Consider the following 18104-nt stretch of genomic DNA (forward strand, 5'->3'; position numbering starts at 1 on the left):
TTTGTCATTCCGACGAAGGAGGAATCTCTCAAAAGTGAAGATTGTAACTCTTTGAAATCCTTCCTTCGTCAGGATGACAAGTTTAACCTTTTGTCATTCCGACGTTAGGAGGAATCTCTTGCAAACTTCTATCCTACGTCTTGCTCCTTTGAGATTCTTCAATCCACTGCGTTTCTTTCAGAATGACAAGCGGGTTCCTTTGTAATTCAGGCGTTATATAAATTAACAATTAATTTTTAAAAAGGCAAGCAGTGCTTGCTTTTAATCTTATATAGTTATTTCCAAACACCGCATTTTGTTATCTTTACAAAATGCGGTGTTTTCTTTATATAGCCTTATTCATTATAGGTATTCAGAGCGGTTTTTGCCAGTCAGATCAATTGGCGCAAAAATATCTGGATCAAGGGGAGTATGCCAAAGCGCTTAGTGTGTATCAAAACCTGGTAAAAGAAGCTCCCGGGAATTCTAATTATTTTATGGGCTTAGTTACCTCTTATCAGCAGTTAGAGGATTTTGAAATGGCAGAAAGTTTATTGCAAGAGCGGCTCAAAAACACCAATAACAATCCAAGTATTTTAATTGAATTAGGTCATAATTATGAGCTTCAAAATAAACAAGAATTAGCTAAAAAACACTATTCAGAAGCTCTGAGTGCATTAAATGAAAAAGCGAATTACGCTTATTCGATCGCCCGTAATTTCGAAAAATATAGTTTATTGGATTATGCAGAGCAAGCCTATGTTTTGGGAATGCAGCTAAACCCTGAAATGAATTTTGACCTGCCACTTGCCAGAATTTATGGCGAGCAAGGAAAATTGGACGAGATGTTTGCCGCCTATTTAGAGCTAATTACTAAGCAGCCTGAGATGGCTATTAATCTCATGCGGGAATTTGATCGCTATATTTTGGAAGATGCTTCCAATTTGGCAAATATCGCTCTTAGAAAACAGTTGCTTCAAAAGATTCAAAAAACTCAGGAGCTTACTTATAGCGAATTATTGTCTTGGCTTTTTATTCAGCAGAAAGATTTTGACAAAGCTTTTCTTCAGGAAAAAGCAATTTTTAGAAGAAGCGATAAAGATCTACAACGTATTATTCAACTTACGGTATTGGCTAAGTCTGAAGGTGATATTGAAACAGCAAAGGAAATAGTTTCATTTATTATTGCTGAAACTACCTCGCCAAACATACTTATTCAAGCGAATCAGTTATTACTGGATATGAAGTTGAGCACTGCAAAAGCTTCAGATTTTACAGTTATTAAAAAAGATTTTGAAAAGGTGCTTTCCGAGTTTGGAACTGGATTGGAAACGATGGCTATTCAAATAGATTATGCCAATTTCCTAGCCTTTAAAATGACTGAAATTGAAGAAGCTAAACAATTATTGAATACGCTTTCTGAGAGTCCATTAAATAATTTTCAACAAGCTGCCATTAAGATGACATTAGCAGATATTTTGGTTTTGGATCAAAAATTCAATCAGGCGCTAATCTATTATTCCCAGATTCAGACTTTAGTGAAGAATAATGAAATTGCTCAAAATGCTCGGTTCAAAGTAGCTAAAACCAGTTATTTTAAAGGAGATTTCGAATGGGCACTTACACAGTTAAATGTATTAAAAGCTTCTACCACACAATTAATAGCAAATGATGCTATGGAGTTGAGTCTTTTAATTAAAGAAAACAGCTTGGAAGATTCCACCCAAACTGCTCTAAAGTTATATGCAAAGGCCGATTTATTAGCTTTTCAGAATAAAACCGAGACAGCTATTGCCGTGTTAGATGATATTTTGCAGAATCATAAAGGCGAAAAAATTGAAGATGAAGCTTTGCTAAAACAAGCAGAATTGTTTAAACTTTCTGAAAACTGGCAAAAGGCTGAAGAAAATTATCTGAAGATCTTGGAGTTTTACGGGAAAGATATTTTGGCAGATAACGCTACTTTTTTGTTGGCAGAATTATATGATGATCAGTTAGAGAATGCTGAAAAAGCGAAACAATATTACGAACAGATCATATTTAATTTTCCAGATAGTATCTATTTTGTAGATGCTCGTAAAAAATATCGTTTCTTAAGGGGCGATGAATTGGAGTAATAAAAGAAAAGAATATTATTTTATCTCCCTGAGATCCATGCTAAAAAAATTATCTAGCGGAGTAAATTGACGTATGAAAGATGCTGAAACGAGTTCAGCATGACAGAAGTTAAAACCAGTATCGTCACCCTGTCCCGATTCTTCGGGAGTTTCAGGGTCTCTTATTCGGAGAAACTTTGAAAATACGTCAATGGTAGCTTGTCGAAGATTAATTTTTTACTGTTAATGAATAAGTTAATTTCAAGTTTCAAGTCTTGTTTCTTTCAGCGCAGCGATCTTTTGTCTCTAACCGGACAATACTAATTGTAATTATAAATTTTATAAAATGTACATATATAACGTAACTATAAACGTTCAGGAAGAGATCCATGAAGAATGGCTCAACTGGATGAAAACCGAGCATATTCCTGAGATGTTGAATACAGGAAAGTTTAAAAAAGCATTGATGAGTAGAGTGATGGTAAATGAAGAAATGGGCGGGATCACCTATTCTGTTCAATATACCACTGAGAATAAAGAGATGTTACAAAAATATCTTCAAGAGGATGCTCCTTCATTAAGAGCAAAATCTAAACCTTTTGAAGGCAAATTTGTAGCATTTAGAACCGAGATGGAAATTGTAAGTGAGCAATAAGCTGTACTTTCAAATTATAGTTAGCAGTAAAAAACCCCTGCATGAAAAAGAAGAAGAAGAATCCTTTCAATTCAAAGGATAATAAATTTAAGCAAAGTAAATATGCTCCCGGGAAGGCTGCTTTTAATGCAGATGGTGACGTTGTTAGAGCAAAAAAACACTTAGGGCAACACTTTCTTACCGATGAGGGAATAGCAAGTAAAATTGCTGATACTTTAGGGTATGAGGGATATAAGAATGTGCTGGAAATAGGTCCGGGAATGGGTGTGCTCACCAAGTATTTGCTGAAAAAAGACGTAAACCTTCACGTTATAGAAATAGATAGGGATAGTGTGGCTTATTTGGGTGAAAATTACCCCCAATTGGAAGGTAAGATCCTTGAGAAGGATTTTCTAAAGGCCGATATCACCGAGATCTTTGAGAAAGAACCTTATGCGATCATTGGTAATTTTCCTTATAATATTTCCACTCAAATCGTTTTTAAAACCCTAGAGAATAGGGAGCTTATCCCGGAGTTTTCGGGGATGTTCCAAAAAGAAGTGGCCATGCGAATTGCAGCACCACATGGCAATAAAACCTATGGAATTCTTTCTGTTTTGACACAGGCATTTTTTGAGGTGGAATATTTGTTTACCGTGCCACCAACAGTTTTTAATCCTCCGCCTAAAGTGGAAAGTGGGGTGATTCGATTAAAACGAAAAGAAAATTTCACGCTTCAATGTGACGAAGCATTATTATTCAGAGTAGTAAAAACAGCTTTTCAGCAACGAAGGAAAACCTTAAGGAATAGTCTAAAAACCCTTGATTTGTCTGATAATTTAAGGGAAGATGCTATCTTTGGACAACGACCAGAGCAGTTAAGTGTACAAGAGTTTATAGAACTTACAGAAAAAATTCAGCAGGATGCAATTTGAATTAACCGAAGAATTAATTGAAAAGATTGAATACCTCATCGAGCAAAAGAACGATGCGGAACTGCTATTGCATTTAGAAGAAGTTCACCCTGCAGATATCGCCGAGATTCTTTCGGAAATAGATATTGAGGAGGCTACTTATATTGTAAAATTACTGGATAGCGAAAAAACTTCTGAAGCTTTAATGGAGCTGGAAGAAGGGGTTAGGGAGCGTATTTTAGACAGTTTATCTCCAAAAGAAATTGCAGAGGAGCTGGAAGAAATGGATACCGATGATGCCGCGGATATTATTTCTGAACTTTCCGAAGAGCGACAACAAAAGGTTATTGCCCAGATCTTAGATGAAGAGCATGCAGATAATATCGTGGAATTACTTCGATATGATGAAGATTCTGCCGGTGGTCTTATGGCGAAAGAATTGGTTAAAGTAAATGAAAACTGGAACGTTACGGGTTGCATGAGCGAAATGCGTAATCAGGCTGAGAATGTTACCAGAGTTCACTCCATTTATGTGGTGGACGATAAGAATAAGTTAAAAGGGAGGTTATCTCTGAAAGATCTGCTAACTGCGCCGAGTAATGCGCACATAAGCGATGTATATATACCGCAGGTAGATTATGTAAATGTACATACGCCCGGAGAGGAAGTAGCTAGGATCATGCAGAAATACGATTTGGAAGCAATTCCTGTGGTTGATGAAATGGGAAGACTAGTTGGCCGAATTACAATTGATGATATTTTGGATTTTGTTAAAGATGAAGCGGAGAAAGATTACCAGATGGCAGCGGGTATTTCTGAAGATGTAGAGGCAGATGATAGTATCTGGTTACTTACCAGAGCACGACTTCCATGGCTTATTTTAGCTCTTTTTGGAGGATTTATTAGTGTGTCTGTTCTAGGAACATTCGATGGTGCTATGCAAGAACATGCAGCGCTTTTCTTTTTTGTACCGCTAATTGCTGCAATGGCAGGAAATGTTGGAGTACAGTCCTCAGCGATCGTATTGCAAGGTTTAGCAAATAAAAGCTTAAAGGGATCTTTAATTAAAAGGCTTTTAAAAGAGATCGTTTTAAGTCTTTTTAATGGCGTGGTTTTAGCAATTTTATTGATTGTGGGAGGAATATTTTTGTTAGGATTCGATCTTACTTTTGGATTAACAATTGGAATTTCCTTGATCTCCGTAATAGTAATTGCGTCTCTAATAGGAACATTCGTTCCTATTATTTTAGACAAACAAGGAATAGATCCAGCAATGGCAACGGGTCCATTTATTACAACCAGTAATGATATTTGTGGAATATTAATATATTTTAGTATTGCAAAACTCATTTTAGGTTTCTAACTTAGTAGAAGCAATTTTCAACCCCTCCCACCAGAACGTTTTCTTTTTCACCTTACCTGTATATTTATTTCTATGGAAAGTATTAATATTCAATCAAAATTTGAAAAATTCAGTAAAAATTGGAATCCCCATCAAATTGCCGTGGTAGATGATATGCAAGTTCTTCTTGCTAAGCTTAAAGGCGAATTTATCTGGCATAGCCATGAGGAAGAAGATGAATTATTTCAAATAGTAAAAGGTACTTTGTTTATAGAATTTAGAGATAAAACGGTAGAGATAAAAGAAGGTGAATTAATTGTAGTTCCCAAAGGAGTAGAGCATCGCCCTTTTACTAAGAAAGATGAAGAAGTTCATGTGATGCTTTTCGAAAAATTATCTGTAAAACATACTGGTAATGTTGAAAGTGAGTTAACGGTGAATACATATCCTAAAATTTAGAAATCATGATTGTTCTACATGCCGACAGTAATAACCCTTTATTGATTAAAGAATTACAAAAAGTAGGCTATCATAATATTGAAGCCTATGATGTTTGTAAAGAGGAAATACTTGCTAATCAGCATCTGTATGACGGAATTATAATAAGAAGCAGATTTAAAATTGATAAGGATTTTATAGATTCAGCTCCCAACTTAAAGTTTATTGCGAGAGTTGGTGCGGGTTTGGAAAGTATAGATGTGGAGTATGCAAAGCAAAGAGGGATTGAGCTTTTTGCGGCACCAGAAGGAAATAGTAATGCAGTAGGAGAACATACCTTAGGGATGCTGTTATCACTTCTAAATAAATTAAACAAAGCAAATAGGGAAGTGCACCAAGGATATTGGCATAGAGAAGATAACCGCGGAATAGAGTTAGATGGAAAAACAGTAGGAATTATTGGATATGGGAATATGGGTAAAGCCTTTGCTAAAAAACTGAAGGGTTTTGATGTTAAAGTGCTTTGTTATGATCTTTTAAAGGGAGTAGGAGATGAAAATGCTACTCAAGTAAGTTTAGAAGAGCTTCAAGATAATGCTGAAGTATTGAGCTTACACACTCCTTGGACACCAGAAACCAATAAGATGATAACTACCAATTTTATAAATAGGTTTAAAAAACCCTTTTGGTTTATTAATACTGCCCGTGGAAAAAGTGTGGTAACGGCCGATCTCGTTTTAGGACTTATTGAAGGAAAAATTCTAGGAGCTGGTTTAGATGTTCTAGAATATGAAAAAGATTCCTTCGAGCATTTATTTCAGGATCATCAAATTCCTGAAGACCTGAAGGAACTTATGTTTTTCGAAAATGTGTTGTTAAGTCCCCATATTGCAGGCTGGACAGAGGAATCACATAAAAAATTGGCCTCTACCATTGCCTATAAGATCATAGATAAATTTGGAGTAGGGGTATAGCAAAAATTAAAAAGCGCACTTATTCTGAATATAAAGACAATGAAAAAACGAGTTACAGTATTGGCGGTATATTCTCTAAAACTAAAGATCCAAGAGCAGTAAAAGATTGGTATCGTGATCATCTAGGATTAAATACTGACCAATTGGGCTCTACTTTTTGGTGGAAGGATAATGAAGGCAAAGACTGTTCTACACAATTGAGTCCTTTTAAAGATGATACCGACTATTTTGAGCATTCCATCAAAATAATCTAAATAAATGTCATTCCGAAGCATTGAGGAATCTCTTCTAATGCAAAATTATTTTACTAGAGATCCTTCGACAAGCTCAGGATGACATTCAAGAACTTGTCATATTTAGTTTTTCACATTGAGCTTGTCGAAATGTGGAACAATTTAAACTCCATTGATCCTTCGACAGGCTACCATTGACGTATTATATAAATTTTTGATTTATAGATAATTGACACACCTAATTCTTTGCAAGTTTTTAATACGCTTTTTGTTATCATTTAGGTGATTTCAAGAATTTGGAAAACACTCCTTTTAGTCGGTAATGATCTGTTTAATTTTTAAGATTGTTCATTTTCTTGCGTGTCCAAAAAAACGAACCAAAAAAAGGAAACTTTTTTGTAGGTGTTTCCAATTATGCTACCGCATAATTTGAACCGTACTTCCACGGCTAAATTTTCTCCAAGCCCGCCTGAACGGAACGGGCAGGGCTTCGAAAATTTTACGCCGTCGAAGTACTACACTTGCAAAAAAGAAGTTTCTTAATAAGATAAATCAGCTAGAAACCATCATACGTCAAAAACCTACGCTAGTTAATTTTTTTATCACAGGTCTCAGGATGACATTGTTAAACGTGTCACATTGAACTTGTCGAAATGTAAAATTATTATTTTTTAAAAGTTTTCATTAATCTATCTGCTGCAAACTTTTGAGCATCTCCTGCTTGATCTAATACCGCAGACATTCCAAAGAATTCATGGGTTACTCCTTCATACATTTTACGCTCTACATCAATACCAGCAGCCTTCATTTTTTCAGCAAGAACTTTCCCTTCATTTTCTAAAGGATCTATTTCGGCATTGATAATTGTGGTAGCTGGAAGACCAGATAAATCTGCATCTATTAAGTTGATTAAAGGATCATTATTAGTACTCCAATCTGGTACATAATGATCAAAAAACCATTTCATAAAACCTTTATTTAATGGAACAGCACTCGCATACTTCTCATAACTCGGAGATTCTATATCCCCATCTGCAATTGGATATACAGATACAATATGAACTGGTAATTTAACTCCGCGATCCCTGGCCATCATTGCCACAGCTACTGCTAAGTTTCCACCAGCACTTTCTCCGGCAGTTGCTATCATATTAGGATTTCCACCAATTTCGGCAGTGTTTTCTACTACCCATTTATAGGCATTAAATGAATCTTCGTGGGCAGTTGGAAATTTGTTTTCTGGTCCCTGTCTATAGGCTACAGAAATAACTATTGCATTTGCTTTTTCTGCTAGCGCCATAGGGGAAGCTTCATAAGTATCTAAATCTGCAATTACCCATCCACCTCCATGATAATAAACGATCACAGGTAAGCTTTCGTTTTCTGTGTTTTTTGGTTTGTACATTCTAACAAGTACACCTTCTTCACCAACGGGAAGAATTTTGTGGCTAATATCCACTTTACTTTCCGTCGGTTTTACTCCGGTTTGATGTAAAATGTCCATTACGGCATTTGCAGGTAATTTAATATTACGATACTGAAAACCAGTAGCTCCTTTAAACGATGGGTTTTCATAGGATTGAAACTGTTCAATTACAGCTAACATTTGAGGATCTATGTTTGGGGCCCAATCTGGCTGAGGACCATTCGGCATAATTTTCATGGGATCTCCGGTTTTCACTTTCGGATCTTTCATTTTCATTTCTTTCATTTTCATTTCTTTTTTATCGTCCTTATCTTGAGAATAGACAGTAGGAGCAATTAAAAAAAGAGCAAGTCCAGATGCAAATAGAATCTTTCTCATTGCATTTTTGGAAGAAAATAAACTTTGGTTTTGTTTAGAATTATTCATGTCAAAAAAGTCGTTAGTCATTAATATTAGCAACAAAATTACTTTCTAAAACACTCGTTACTAGACTGCTTAACTGTTTTTGTGAGAACTATAACAAATTTTTATAATTTCAAAATTTCTCAAAAAAAAGACCTAGCTCTTAACTAGGTCATGTAGTGATTATAAATAAAAAATATTAATTGTATATCCGTTTAGAGTCCAGTGACCAAATTATCCTATCTGAAATGGTCGCGTCACCCTGTCCCGAACGATCGGGAGTTTCAGGGTCTTATACCACATATTTGAGATGCTGAAACAAGTTCAGCATGACGGTAACAACCTGTAATTAATTAATAAAAAACTATTTACTGGAACAAAAGCGGACATACAGAAATATTATCTACTCAAATCTATAATAGCATTCTTTATAGACTCTTTTCCTTCCAAGGCTTCAAAAGTTTTATTTTTCACCAAAGGATCTGCAAGGCTCATTACCAATAAAAAGGCAACATCATCTCTGGAGATCTCTCCACTCTCGTCTAATTTTTCAGCAAGTTTCACTTTTGCCAATCCAAGATCATCATTCAATGCTCCGGGACGTACAATGGTATAAGCGAGTCCGCTGTTTTTTAAATGCTCATCTGCATTTTGTTTAGCTTCCAGATACACTTTTAGATCCTTATTAGATTCAGGGTTATCTGCCCCCATAGAACTTAACATCACGAATTTTTTAACCTTCGCCTTTATAGATGCATCTATCATTTTTATCGCTCCATTTTGATCTATAGCGATGGTTTTTTCTTCTCCTGTCTCTCCGCCAGAACCTGCAGCAAAGATCACTTTGTCCATTCCTTGAACTGTTTGGTCTACATCCTTTTCAAGGTCGCCCATTACAGTCTCTACATCCATATCTTCAAACATTTGTCTCTGATCTTCTTTTCTGATCATCGCATATGGCTCGAAGGTACTAGAGCTGTTCAATATCTCTATAATCCTTTTTCCTGTCTGTCCTGTAGCTCCCACTACTAATACTCTTTCCATTTTATTTCTTTTTAATAAATTTTAATATACTTATGAAATTGTTCAATTCCGAATTATACTGATGGTATAACAGGAAATTAACAACTTGCAGAAAGTATAGATCTAGATATGCGAATGCTTCTGCTCCAGTTCTTTCTGAAACTCTTCCATCACCGGTTTTACGGTGCTTTCAGGAAGATCTGCTATTTTAATATACATAAGGCCGTCAATGGCATCATTGAATAACGGATCTACATTAAAGGCTACCACGCGTGCATTTTGTTTTATATATTTTTTAATTAAAACGGGAAGTCTTAAGCTTTCCGGTTCCAGTTCATCAATTATTTTATCGAATTTATTTAGATCAGCTTCACTTTCGTCGAAAACAATATCCTTATCGGCATCGTTCAATTTCACCTTAAATTCTTTTTTCGGTCTTATATATTGTGCCACAAAAGGATCATAATAATTGGATTTCATAAACTCTATCATCAGGGATTTAGAGAAATTTGAGAATTTATTGCTGATGCTCACTCCGCCAATAAGATATTTATGTTCAGAGAAGCGCAATGTGCAATGCACGATTCCTTTCCATAACAAAAATAAAGGCATTGGCCGTAATTGATATTCCTTTATAATAAAAGCCCTTCCCATTTCTATAGATTGACTCATCATATCGTACAATTCTGGTTCAAACCTAAAAAGGTCCTGAAGGTAAAATCCATTTATTCCATAGGCTTTAAATATTTCTGTTCCCATTCCCATTCTATATGCTCCTGCTATTTTTTTGGTATCCTTATCCCAAAGAAATAAGTGATAGTAATATTCATCAAAAGGATCCAGATCTATAGAATTATTACTTCCCTCTCCAACTTCTCTAAAAGTAATTTCTCGTAACCTTCCAATTTCATTAAGAATATTTGGAATCACTTCTTTTTTGGCTAAGAAGACCTCATAATTTTTACTCTCCAAAAGGCGCTTATCTAATCTTCTGCAAGTCTCTATTTCCTCTTCCATTAAAGATTGATTTGCTTGCATTGCAATCTTTTTTGGGCTTCTTGGTAACTTTAGGCTTTTGGGAATATTATCAAAAAGACTTTTCTTCTCAAAAGAATTGGCCAACATATAAGTTTTTCTACGCAAAAATGCGGTAAAAGCTTCGAGATTTGGATTTGCCGTTTGGTCTTCCACAGAGATTGGGTTACCAATACGCACCACGATCTTCCTTTTCTTTTGGGAAAGCATTTCACTAGGTAACTTAGCGGTCCTTAAAATATCGCTCATACTAGCTAAACGGTAAAAAAAGGTGCTATTCTTAGCATGAAAATAAATAGGAACTACGGGAACCTTAGCTTTTTGAATAAGCTTCATAGCAGCAGGCTCCCAAGGTTTATCTACAATATGTTTTTCATCTTTATAAGTAGAAACTTCTCCTGCCGGAAAGATCCCTAAGGCACCACCTTCTTTTAAATGCGCAATAGATTGCTTGATCCCGCCTAAACTGGATTTTGCATCCTTGTGATCTTCAAAAGGATTTACCGGCATTATATAAGGTTTTAAAGGGTCTAAACGATGAAGAAGGAAGTTGGCGATCACTTTAAAATCACTACGTTTTTCTAATAATATCTTCAAAAGGATCATTCCATCTATTCCTCCTAAGGGATGATTTGCAATGCTTATGAATGCACCTGTTTTTGGAATTCTTTTTAAGTCTTTTTCCGGAATCTCAAAATCGATCTCAAATCCTTCCAGAACTGAATTTATAAAGTCAACCCCGTTTAAATCTTTTCTGGAATCGTATTCTTTGTTTAAGGTAGAAAGCTTTGTGCTTCGTAGAACGATCCAGCCAATTGCGGTTCCTATTAGCCCTAATTTTTGGAGGTTCATAACTTTGGCTACTTCCTGCGCGGTAACAATTCCCATTAAACGTGGTTTAGGTTATTAACAAAGATAGCGAATTGGACTTTCGCCTAAGTTTAAGCCTTTGTTACTATTTGAACGGTGTTTTGCATGACTTGTTTTAAGAGCACCTCTTTATCTTTTTCTAAAGATTTTATAGCTCCTTCATCAAAATGTCTGATAGTATAAAGGGAAACACCTGTTGTATAACTCACCTTATATCTCGCTTTTAAATGCTGAATAAGTTTCTCGAGATTATTGAATTTATTATCTACGCATACCGCAAAGCTTATAGCAGAATTCTGAATAAGGTCTACTTTTATCTGATACAAATGAAACAGCCTGAAGACCTCACTTATGTTTTCTTCTACCATAAAGGAGAAATCTAAAGAAGATAGAGAAATAAGCACTTGGTCTTTTTTAACTATAAAACAAGGAATCGCTGGAACTAGAGTTTGCCCTTTACTTACGGCTGTGCCACTTCCTGAAGGGTCTATAAAAGATTTAACGAATAAGGGTATTTCCTTTCGCTGTAATGGCTGAAGCGTTTTAGGATGTATTACAGAGGCTCCATAAAATGCCAGTTCTATCGCTTCTTCATAAGAGATTTGATGTAAAAGCTGTGGATTTTCAAAAACACGAGGATCGGCATTAAGTACACCGGCAACATCTTTCCAGATCACAACTTTTTCAGCATTCAAACAATAAGCAAAAATGGCGGCAGTATAATCACTTCCCTCTCTACCTAAAGTCGTGGTGAAATTGTTGGTGTCTCCGGCAATGAATCCTTGTGTGAGATAGAGATGTTCCTTGTTAATATTTTTCGCAATTCTATTTTGCGTTTCTTCCCAATTTACGGAAGCATCTCGATAAATATTATCGGTTTTTATAAGGGTACGGGCATCAACCCAAGTATGGTTGATTCCTTCTTGAGTAAAATATTCGCTTACAATCGTAGAGGAGATCAATTCTCCAAAACAAACCAGTTGGTCATAAACAAAATCATACTTATTAGATTTGTTATGTACCATGAAATTCTGGATCTCCTCAAAAAGCGTTTCTAATTTTTTATAAATAGAAGCTTGTTTAGAATGGAATAAACCATTAATAATTTCAAGATGATAAGATCTAATTTCTGAAAGACTTTCGGGAATTACTTTTGAATTACTTAAGTAGTCTTTGATGACCACTTCAAAAGCATTGGTCATTTTTCCCATTGCCGAAATAACGATGACTTTATCTTTAGCACCTGTTAGTTTGAGCACCTTTAAAACGTTCCGGACAGAAGAAGCATCTTTAACAGAGGCACCACCAAACTTGTATATATCCATTCTTATTTTTCAATGTTTTTTTGAATACCAGTTTCGTCCATATGCACAGTGTACCAGTTTTTCTTGATGTCGGCTCCGGAGTTTTCGTAAAACTCGATTGCGTTTTTATTTCCTTCAGAAACTACCCATTCTACACGTTTTACTCCATTGTCATGGCCGTATTGCACAACTCTTTTGTACAAAGCACCTCCAAGTCCCGTTCCTCGCATCTCTTTTCTTACAATTAGATCTTCCAAATGCACAGTGCGGCCTTTCCAAGTGGAAAATCTGAAATATACCAATGCCATTCCTTGTAGTTGTCCGTCTACATCGGCCACAAAACATTTAAAATTTCCGTTTTCGAAACCTTCTTGTTCCAGATCTGCAACTTCTATTTCTACTTGATTAGATGCGTTTTCATGAGCAGCAAGTTCTTTTATGAGTTCAAGGACTTGTGGCATATCATTTTTTTTTGCTTCTCTAATTGTATATTCCATAATTGGTGCTTTTCCACAAATTTAGCAAACCATTCTTATATATGGTAGAAATGTTAAAGTAGAATACTGCAATAATTACCTTTCTAAATAAGATTTCATGGCATTTTCATCCATTTGTACTGTGTCCCAATCCCTTAAAACATTTGCGCCGCTGCGCTCATAAAATTCTACCGCAGGAGTGTTCCAATCTAAAACCACCCATTCTGTTCGTTTTACGCCTTGCTCTAAAGAATAAGCGATCACCTTTTTGTATAAGGCGCTTCCCATGCCCATACCACGCGTTCCTTTTCGAACTACAAGATCTTCTAAATGAACGGTTTTTCCTTTCCAGGTGGAGAATCTAAAATAGACCAGAGCCATTCCTTCAATTTTGTTATTTGCTTCAGCAACAAAACAAGTATAAAATGCATCAGCACCAAAACCTGCTTTTTCAAGGTCTTTTACATTTATTTCTACTGCATCAGGTTCTTTCTCGAAAGTTGCCAGTTCCTGAATTAATTCTAGAATTTGTGGAAGATCTTTCGTTTCAGCTTTTCGAATTGTAAATTTCATAATCATGTTAATTATTGTAAAAAGAAGGAACTTACAAATATTTAAAATACGAAAACGTTATAGTACCTTATATATTTTGAATATTTTTGCCGCAAATTAATCTTATCCCATTAAAATGTCCAAGAAAAATCAGACTTTAGGTGAATTCATAATAGAAAATCAAGCGGATTTCGCATACTCTTCAGGAGAGCTGTCCAGATTGATCAATTCTATTCGGCTTGCCGCAAAAGTGGTAAATCATGAAGTGAATAAAGCTGGCTTGGTGGATATTATTGGGGCATATGGAGAGACCAATATTCAGGGAGAAGATCAGCAAAAAATGGATGTTTATGCAAACGAAACTTTTATAAAGACCCTTACTAATAGGGAAATTGTTTGTGGAATCGCTTCCGAAGAAAATGATAATTTTATAACCATCGAAGGGCATAAGAAAGATCACAAAAATAAATATGTGGTGCTCATGGATCCTTTGGATGGGAGTTCTAATATAGATGTGAATGTTTCTGTAGGAACCATTTTTTCTATTTATAGAAGGGTTACTCCAGTGGGAACTCCGGTTACAAAAGAGGATTTTTTACAAGCAGGGAATAAACAAGTGGCTGCTGGATATATTATTTATGGTACATCAACAATGCTGGTTTATACCACAGGAAATGGAGTGAACGGATTTACATTGAATCCCGCCTTAGGTTCTTGGTATTTATCACATCCGCAAATGCAATTTCCTGAAACTGGGACTATCTATTCTATAAACGAAGGGAACTATATTCATTTTCCACAGGGTGTAAAAGACTATATTAAGTACTGCCAACAAGAAAAACCTGAAGGACCTTATACTTCAAGATATATAGGATCTATGGTAAGTGATATTCATAGAAATATGATAAAAGGGGGGATTTTTATCTATCCTAAAAGCTCACAGAATTCCTCTGGGAAATTACGTTTGTTATACGAATGTAACCCAATGGCATTTATTACTGAACAAGCAAATGGAAAAGCCAGTGATGGTTTTGAGAGAATTTTAGATATAAAGCCAACAGAACTGCACCAGCGAGTTCCTTTCTTTTGTGGAAGTACAAAAATGGTAGAAAAAGCTGAAGAATTTATGACTGCGAAAGACCGCTAGTCTATTCTTTATTTAATAAATATCGGTAATCATCAAAACTTAAATGTCCACTAAAGATATCTATAGATCTCTTTATGATTGCTTTGGAGGATTCTTCAGAAAAACCAAGTCCAATTGCATATTTTTTGATAAGCTCTGCTTCTTCATCATCTATGTCGTGATCTGAAAAGATGATGGTAAAAAGATCATGTAATCTTTCTAATCTTCTTTCTACAGTATTAGGCGGCTGAATAGGAAAGGCTGTTGGGTTTTCCAATACCTTGCTATATTCTGATTCACCGATATCTAGTTTTCTCGCAAAACGTTGAAGCTGAGTTTCTTCCTCAGCGTTAATAGCACCATCTATAGCAGCAAGATTGACAATAGCTGCAAAGTGACCTAAATTGCGTAAATGCTCTCCCGAGCCAAACAAATCTAAAAATGACATATATTAAATATATTTATTGATACAAATATAGATAAACCTCTACGGATGTGAAATCAATTTATATCATTATTAATTTAGGACTCTACATTAGCTAATCTTTTCTTAATCGCTTTTGCAAAAAAAGCAAAAACCCTAACTTTCTTAAGCTAAAAGAAAAGAATTATTATGAGCAATCCTTTGTTGATATTCAATGAAAAAGGCATCTACTGCGAACAAGCCAAGGTTTATTTAGACCCCTGGAAGCCGGTAGACCACGCCATCATATCACATGGGCATGCAGATCATTCCAGATGGGGACACAAAAAATATATTACCCACCATTCTAATGTCCCAATTATTAAACACAGATTAGGTGAAATAGTAGTTACAGGGAAGGAGTGGAACGAAACTTTTACCATAAATGGTGTTAAGTTCTCACTTCACCCGGCGGGACATATTATTGGTTCCTCTCAAATTCGAGTGGAATATAAAGGGGAAGTTTGGGTATTCACTGGAGATTATAAAATGGAGGATGATGGAGTTGCAGTACCATATGAGACTGTAAAATGTCATTCTTTTATTACTGAATGTACTTTTGGATTGCCTGCTTTTAAGTGGGTGCCTCAAGATCAGGTAATGACAGATGTAAATAATTGGTGGCAGCAAAACAGAGAAGATGGAAGAACTTCAGTCCTATTTGGATATTCTTTGGGAAAAGCACAACGTTTGTTGAAATATTTAGATCCGAGTATAGGAAAGATCTATACCCATGGAGCTATTGAAAACATGACGGAGGTATTGAGACCACAGTTGAGCATGCCCGAAACAATTAGAATTACCAGAGACACCAAAAAAGAAGAATTAAAAGGGAGTATGGTGCTAGCACCGCCAAGCGCGCAAGGTACTCCGTGGATTAGAAAAATGGTTCCATTTGTAACAGCGTCGGCAAGTGGTTGGATGACCTTTAGGGGAGCCAGAAGACGAAGAGCTATCGATAAAGGTTTTGTGCTTTCAGATCATTGTGATTGGCAAGGCTTGTTACAGGCAATTGAAGGAACAGGTTGTGAAAAAGTGATCTGTACTCATGGTTATACCGAGATCTTTTCAAGATTCTTAAGAGAAAAAGGATATGATGCCAAAACCGAGGAAACTCAATACGAAGGGGAGATAGGAGAATTAGAAGCGAAGAGTGAAATAGAAAAGGATCTGGAAATTGTAAAAAAAGCACCTGAGAGCCTATGAAACTTTTCGCCGAATTAATACGAACCCTAGATAGCACTAATAAGACTACTTTAAAAGTAGAAGCCTTAACCCATTATTTTGAAATTGCTCCAGATAAGGATAAGGTTTGGGCCATTGCTATTCTTTCTCATAGACGGCCGCCAAGACCTATAAATACCACCTTGTTAAGAGAATGGGCTACAGAACTTGCCAATATTCCTCTTTGGTTGTTTGAAGAATCCTATCATATTGTTGGAGATCTGGCAGAAACCATTGCCCTGATCATTCCTGCATCCGATGCTACCTCTGATAAAAGTCTGAATCAATTTCTTCAGGAAATTATTGAGTTGAAGAAGCTGACTGACATGGAGAAAAAAGAATATTTGCACGAGAATTGGCTGGAGCTCAATTATTATGAACGTTTCGTTTTTAGTAAATTAATTACAGGAAGTTTTAGAATAGGTGTGAGTCAGAAGTTAATGACTCGAGCGCTTTCTAAGGCTACCAATATAGATGAAGATATACTCGCTTATAAATTGATGGGAAATTGGGAGCCTTCTAAGATCTCCTATACACAGCTTATTTTAGAAGAAAATGAAGAAGATTATCTCTCAAAACCATATCCATTCTATCTGGCTTATGCTTTGGAAAATGAAGTAAAGGAATTGGGTGATGTGAGCGAGTGGAGTGTTGAACATAAATGGGACGGAATACGATCTCAGGTGATCATTAGAAATAATGAACTTTTTGTATGGAGCCGTGGTGAAGAGTTGGTAACCGATAAATATCCAGAATTTCAGGCTTTTATAAATGCCGTTCCTAACGGTACAGTTATGGACGGAGAGATCTTGCCTTTTCCTAAAGGTGAAATAGGAACTTTTAACGACTTGCAAACCAGAATTGGGAGAAAGACAGTTTCCAAAGCCTTGCTGGAAAAAACACCGGTGATCTTAAAGGTGTATGATCTTTTGGAATGGAACGGAAAAGATATACGGAATAGCTCATATAAAGAAAGACGAGAGTCGCTGAAAAGCTTGGTTCAAGATGTAGATATTTTTGAAACTCCTTTATACTTATCAGAAAGTCTTGCTTTTAATAGTTGGGAGGAAGTTGCAGAAGAACGTCGACGTGCCAGGGAAGAACGATCTGAGGGTTTAATGCTGAAAAAGCTAGACTCTCCATATTTGGTAGGTAGAAAAAAAGGAGACTGGTGGAAATGGAAGGTGGACCCTTTGACAATTGATGCTGTGCTAACCTATGCGATGCGCGGTCACGGGCGACGCTCTAATTTATTTACAGATTATACATTTGGATTGTGGGATGAGGAAAAAAATGAATTGGTAACTTTTGCCAAAGCTTATTCCGGCCTCACCGATGCGGAATTTAGAAAAGTGGATGCCTGGATCAAGAAAAATACACTAGAAAGATTCGGGCCGGTTAGAAGTGTAACTCCACATCATGTTTTTGAAATTGCTTTCGAGGGAATTGCAGAATCTAAAAGGCATAAAAGTGGATTAGCTACCAGATTCCCAAGAATTCTGAGATGGAGACAGGATAAGAAAATAGAGGATGCTAACACTTTGGAAGATCTTAAGGCGCTAATTCCCTAAGTATAATAAGATCAAAATATAT

Annotated in this window: 16 protein-coding genes; 9 read left to right on the plus strand and 7 right to left on the minus strand. The window is 36.0% G+C overall.

The window, feature by feature from the left end; genetic code table 11:
• Positions 1 to 311: 311 nt before the first annotated feature.
• The 6 genes from H033_RS0104420 to H033_RS0104445 all read left to right on the plus strand — a co-directional run bounded on the left by H033_RS0104420 (position 312) and on the right by H033_RS0104445 (position 6377).
• Positions 312 to 2096, plus strand: a complete 1785-nt coding sequence (locus H033_RS0104420; protein WP_026837203.1) for a tetratricopeptide repeat protein — start codon at positions 312 to 314, stop codon at positions 2094 to 2096.
• A gap of 325 nt (positions 2097 to 2421) precedes the next feature.
• Positions 2422 to 2730 carry a DUF4286 family protein gene (locus H033_RS0104425; protein WP_026837204.1) on the plus strand — a complete coding sequence of 103 codons (309 nt, stop codon included), beginning with the start codon at positions 2422 to 2424 and terminating at the stop codon, positions 2728 to 2730.
• A gap of 41 nt (positions 2731 to 2771) precedes the next feature.
• Entirely contained in the window at positions 2772 to 3644 is an 873-nt protein-coding gene (rsmA, locus tag H033_RS0104430; protein WP_026837205.1) for a 16S rRNA (adenine(1518)-N(6)/adenine(1519)-N(6))-dimethyltransferase RsmA, read from the plus strand.
• Positions 3634 to 4986: a magnesium transporter gene (gene mgtE, locus H033_RS0104435; protein ID WP_026837206.1), complete on the plus strand. Its 1353-nt coding sequence runs from the start codon at positions 3634 to 3636 to the stop codon at positions 4984 to 4986. The genes rsmA and mgtE overlap by 11 nt, the downstream gene beginning before the upstream one ends.
• Positions 4987 to 5058: 72 nt before the next feature.
• Positions 5059 to 5424 (plus strand): cupin domain-containing protein, encoded by a 366-nt coding sequence (locus tag H033_RS0104440; protein ID WP_026837207.1) that lies wholly within the window; start codon positions 5059 to 5061, stop codon positions 5422 to 5424.
• 5 nt (positions 5425 to 5429) lie between these two features.
• Positions 5430 to 6377: an NAD(P)-dependent oxidoreductase gene (locus H033_RS0104445; RefSeq protein ID WP_026837208.1), complete on the plus strand. Its 948-nt coding sequence runs from the start codon at positions 5430 to 5432 to the stop codon at positions 6375 to 6377.
• 897 nt (positions 6378 to 7274) lie between these two features.
• On the opposite strand, the gene H033_RS0104450 is transcribed toward H033_RS0104445, so the two are convergent.
• From H033_RS0104450 to H033_RS0104475, 6 genes are all read right to left on the minus strand, one after another.
• Positions 7275 to 8414: an alpha/beta hydrolase gene (locus H033_RS0104450; RefSeq protein WP_231367545.1), complete on the minus strand. Its 1140-nt coding sequence runs from the start codon at positions 8412 to 8414 to the stop codon at positions 7275 to 7277.
• A 423-nt stretch (positions 8415 to 8837) separates the two neighbouring features.
• Positions 8838 to 9482, minus strand: coding sequence for an SDR family oxidoreductase (locus tag H033_RS0104455; RefSeq protein ID WP_026837210.1), 645 nt, complete (start codon positions 9480 to 9482; stop codon positions 8838 to 8840).
• A 102-nt stretch (positions 9483 to 9584) separates the two neighbouring features.
• Complete coding sequence (locus tag H033_RS0104460; RefSeq protein WP_026837211.1) at positions 9585 to 11384, minus strand: GNAT family N-acyltransferase; 1800 nt, start codon at positions 11382 to 11384, stop codon at positions 9585 to 9587.
• 53 nt (positions 11385 to 11437) lie between these two features.
• A complete protein-coding gene (locus H033_RS0104465) occupies positions 11438 to 12691 on the minus strand; it encodes an aspartate kinase (protein ID WP_026837212.1) in 1254 nt (417 codons plus the stop codon).
• A gap of 2 nt (positions 12692 to 12693) precedes the next feature.
• On the minus strand, positions 12694 to 13167 hold the full coding sequence (locus H033_RS0104470; protein WP_026837213.1) for a GNAT family N-acetyltransferase: 474 nt from the start codon (positions 13165 to 13167) through the stop codon (positions 12694 to 12696).
• A gap of 75 nt (positions 13168 to 13242) precedes the next feature.
• On the minus strand, positions 13243 to 13719 hold the full coding sequence (locus H033_RS0104475) for a GNAT family N-acetyltransferase (RefSeq protein WP_026837214.1): 477 nt from the start codon (positions 13717 to 13719) through the stop codon (positions 13243 to 13245).
• Between the two features lie 115 nt (positions 13720 to 13834).
• Here H033_RS0104475 and fbp point away from each other — a divergent pair, with 115 nt between their 5' ends.
• On the plus strand, positions 13835 to 14845 hold the full coding sequence (gene fbp / locus H033_RS0104480) for a class 1 fructose-bisphosphatase (protein ID WP_026837215.1): 1011 nt from the start codon (positions 13835 to 13837) through the stop codon (positions 14843 to 14845).
• Position 14846: 1 nt separating this feature from the next.
• On the opposite strand, the gene H033_RS0104485 is transcribed toward fbp, so the two are convergent.
• Positions 14847 to 15272, minus strand: coding sequence for a TerB family tellurite resistance protein (locus tag H033_RS0104485; protein ID WP_026837216.1), 426 nt, complete (start codon positions 15270 to 15272; stop codon positions 14847 to 14849).
• A 165-nt stretch (positions 15273 to 15437) separates the two neighbouring features.
• On the opposite strand from H033_RS0104485, the gene H033_RS0104490 reads away from it, so the two are divergent.
• Both H033_RS0104490 and H033_RS0104495 read left to right on the plus strand, forming a co-directional pair.
• On the plus strand, positions 15438 to 16493 hold the full coding sequence (locus tag H033_RS0104490; RefSeq protein WP_026837217.1) for a ligase-associated DNA damage response exonuclease: 1056 nt from the start codon (positions 15438 to 15440) through the stop codon (positions 16491 to 16493).
• Positions 16490 to 18082, plus strand: a complete 1593-nt coding sequence (locus H033_RS0104495) for an ATP-dependent DNA ligase (RefSeq protein ID WP_026837218.1) — start codon at positions 16490 to 16492, stop codon at positions 18080 to 18082. Before H033_RS0104490 ends, H033_RS0104495 begins: the two co-directional genes overlap by 4 nt.
• The last annotated feature ends 22 nt before the right edge of the window (positions 18083 to 18104 follow it).

This window comes from Gillisia sp. JM1 (assembly GCF_000424645.1).
Classification (GTDB): Bacteria; Bacteroidota; Bacteroidia; order Flavobacteriales; family Flavobacteriaceae; genus Gillisia.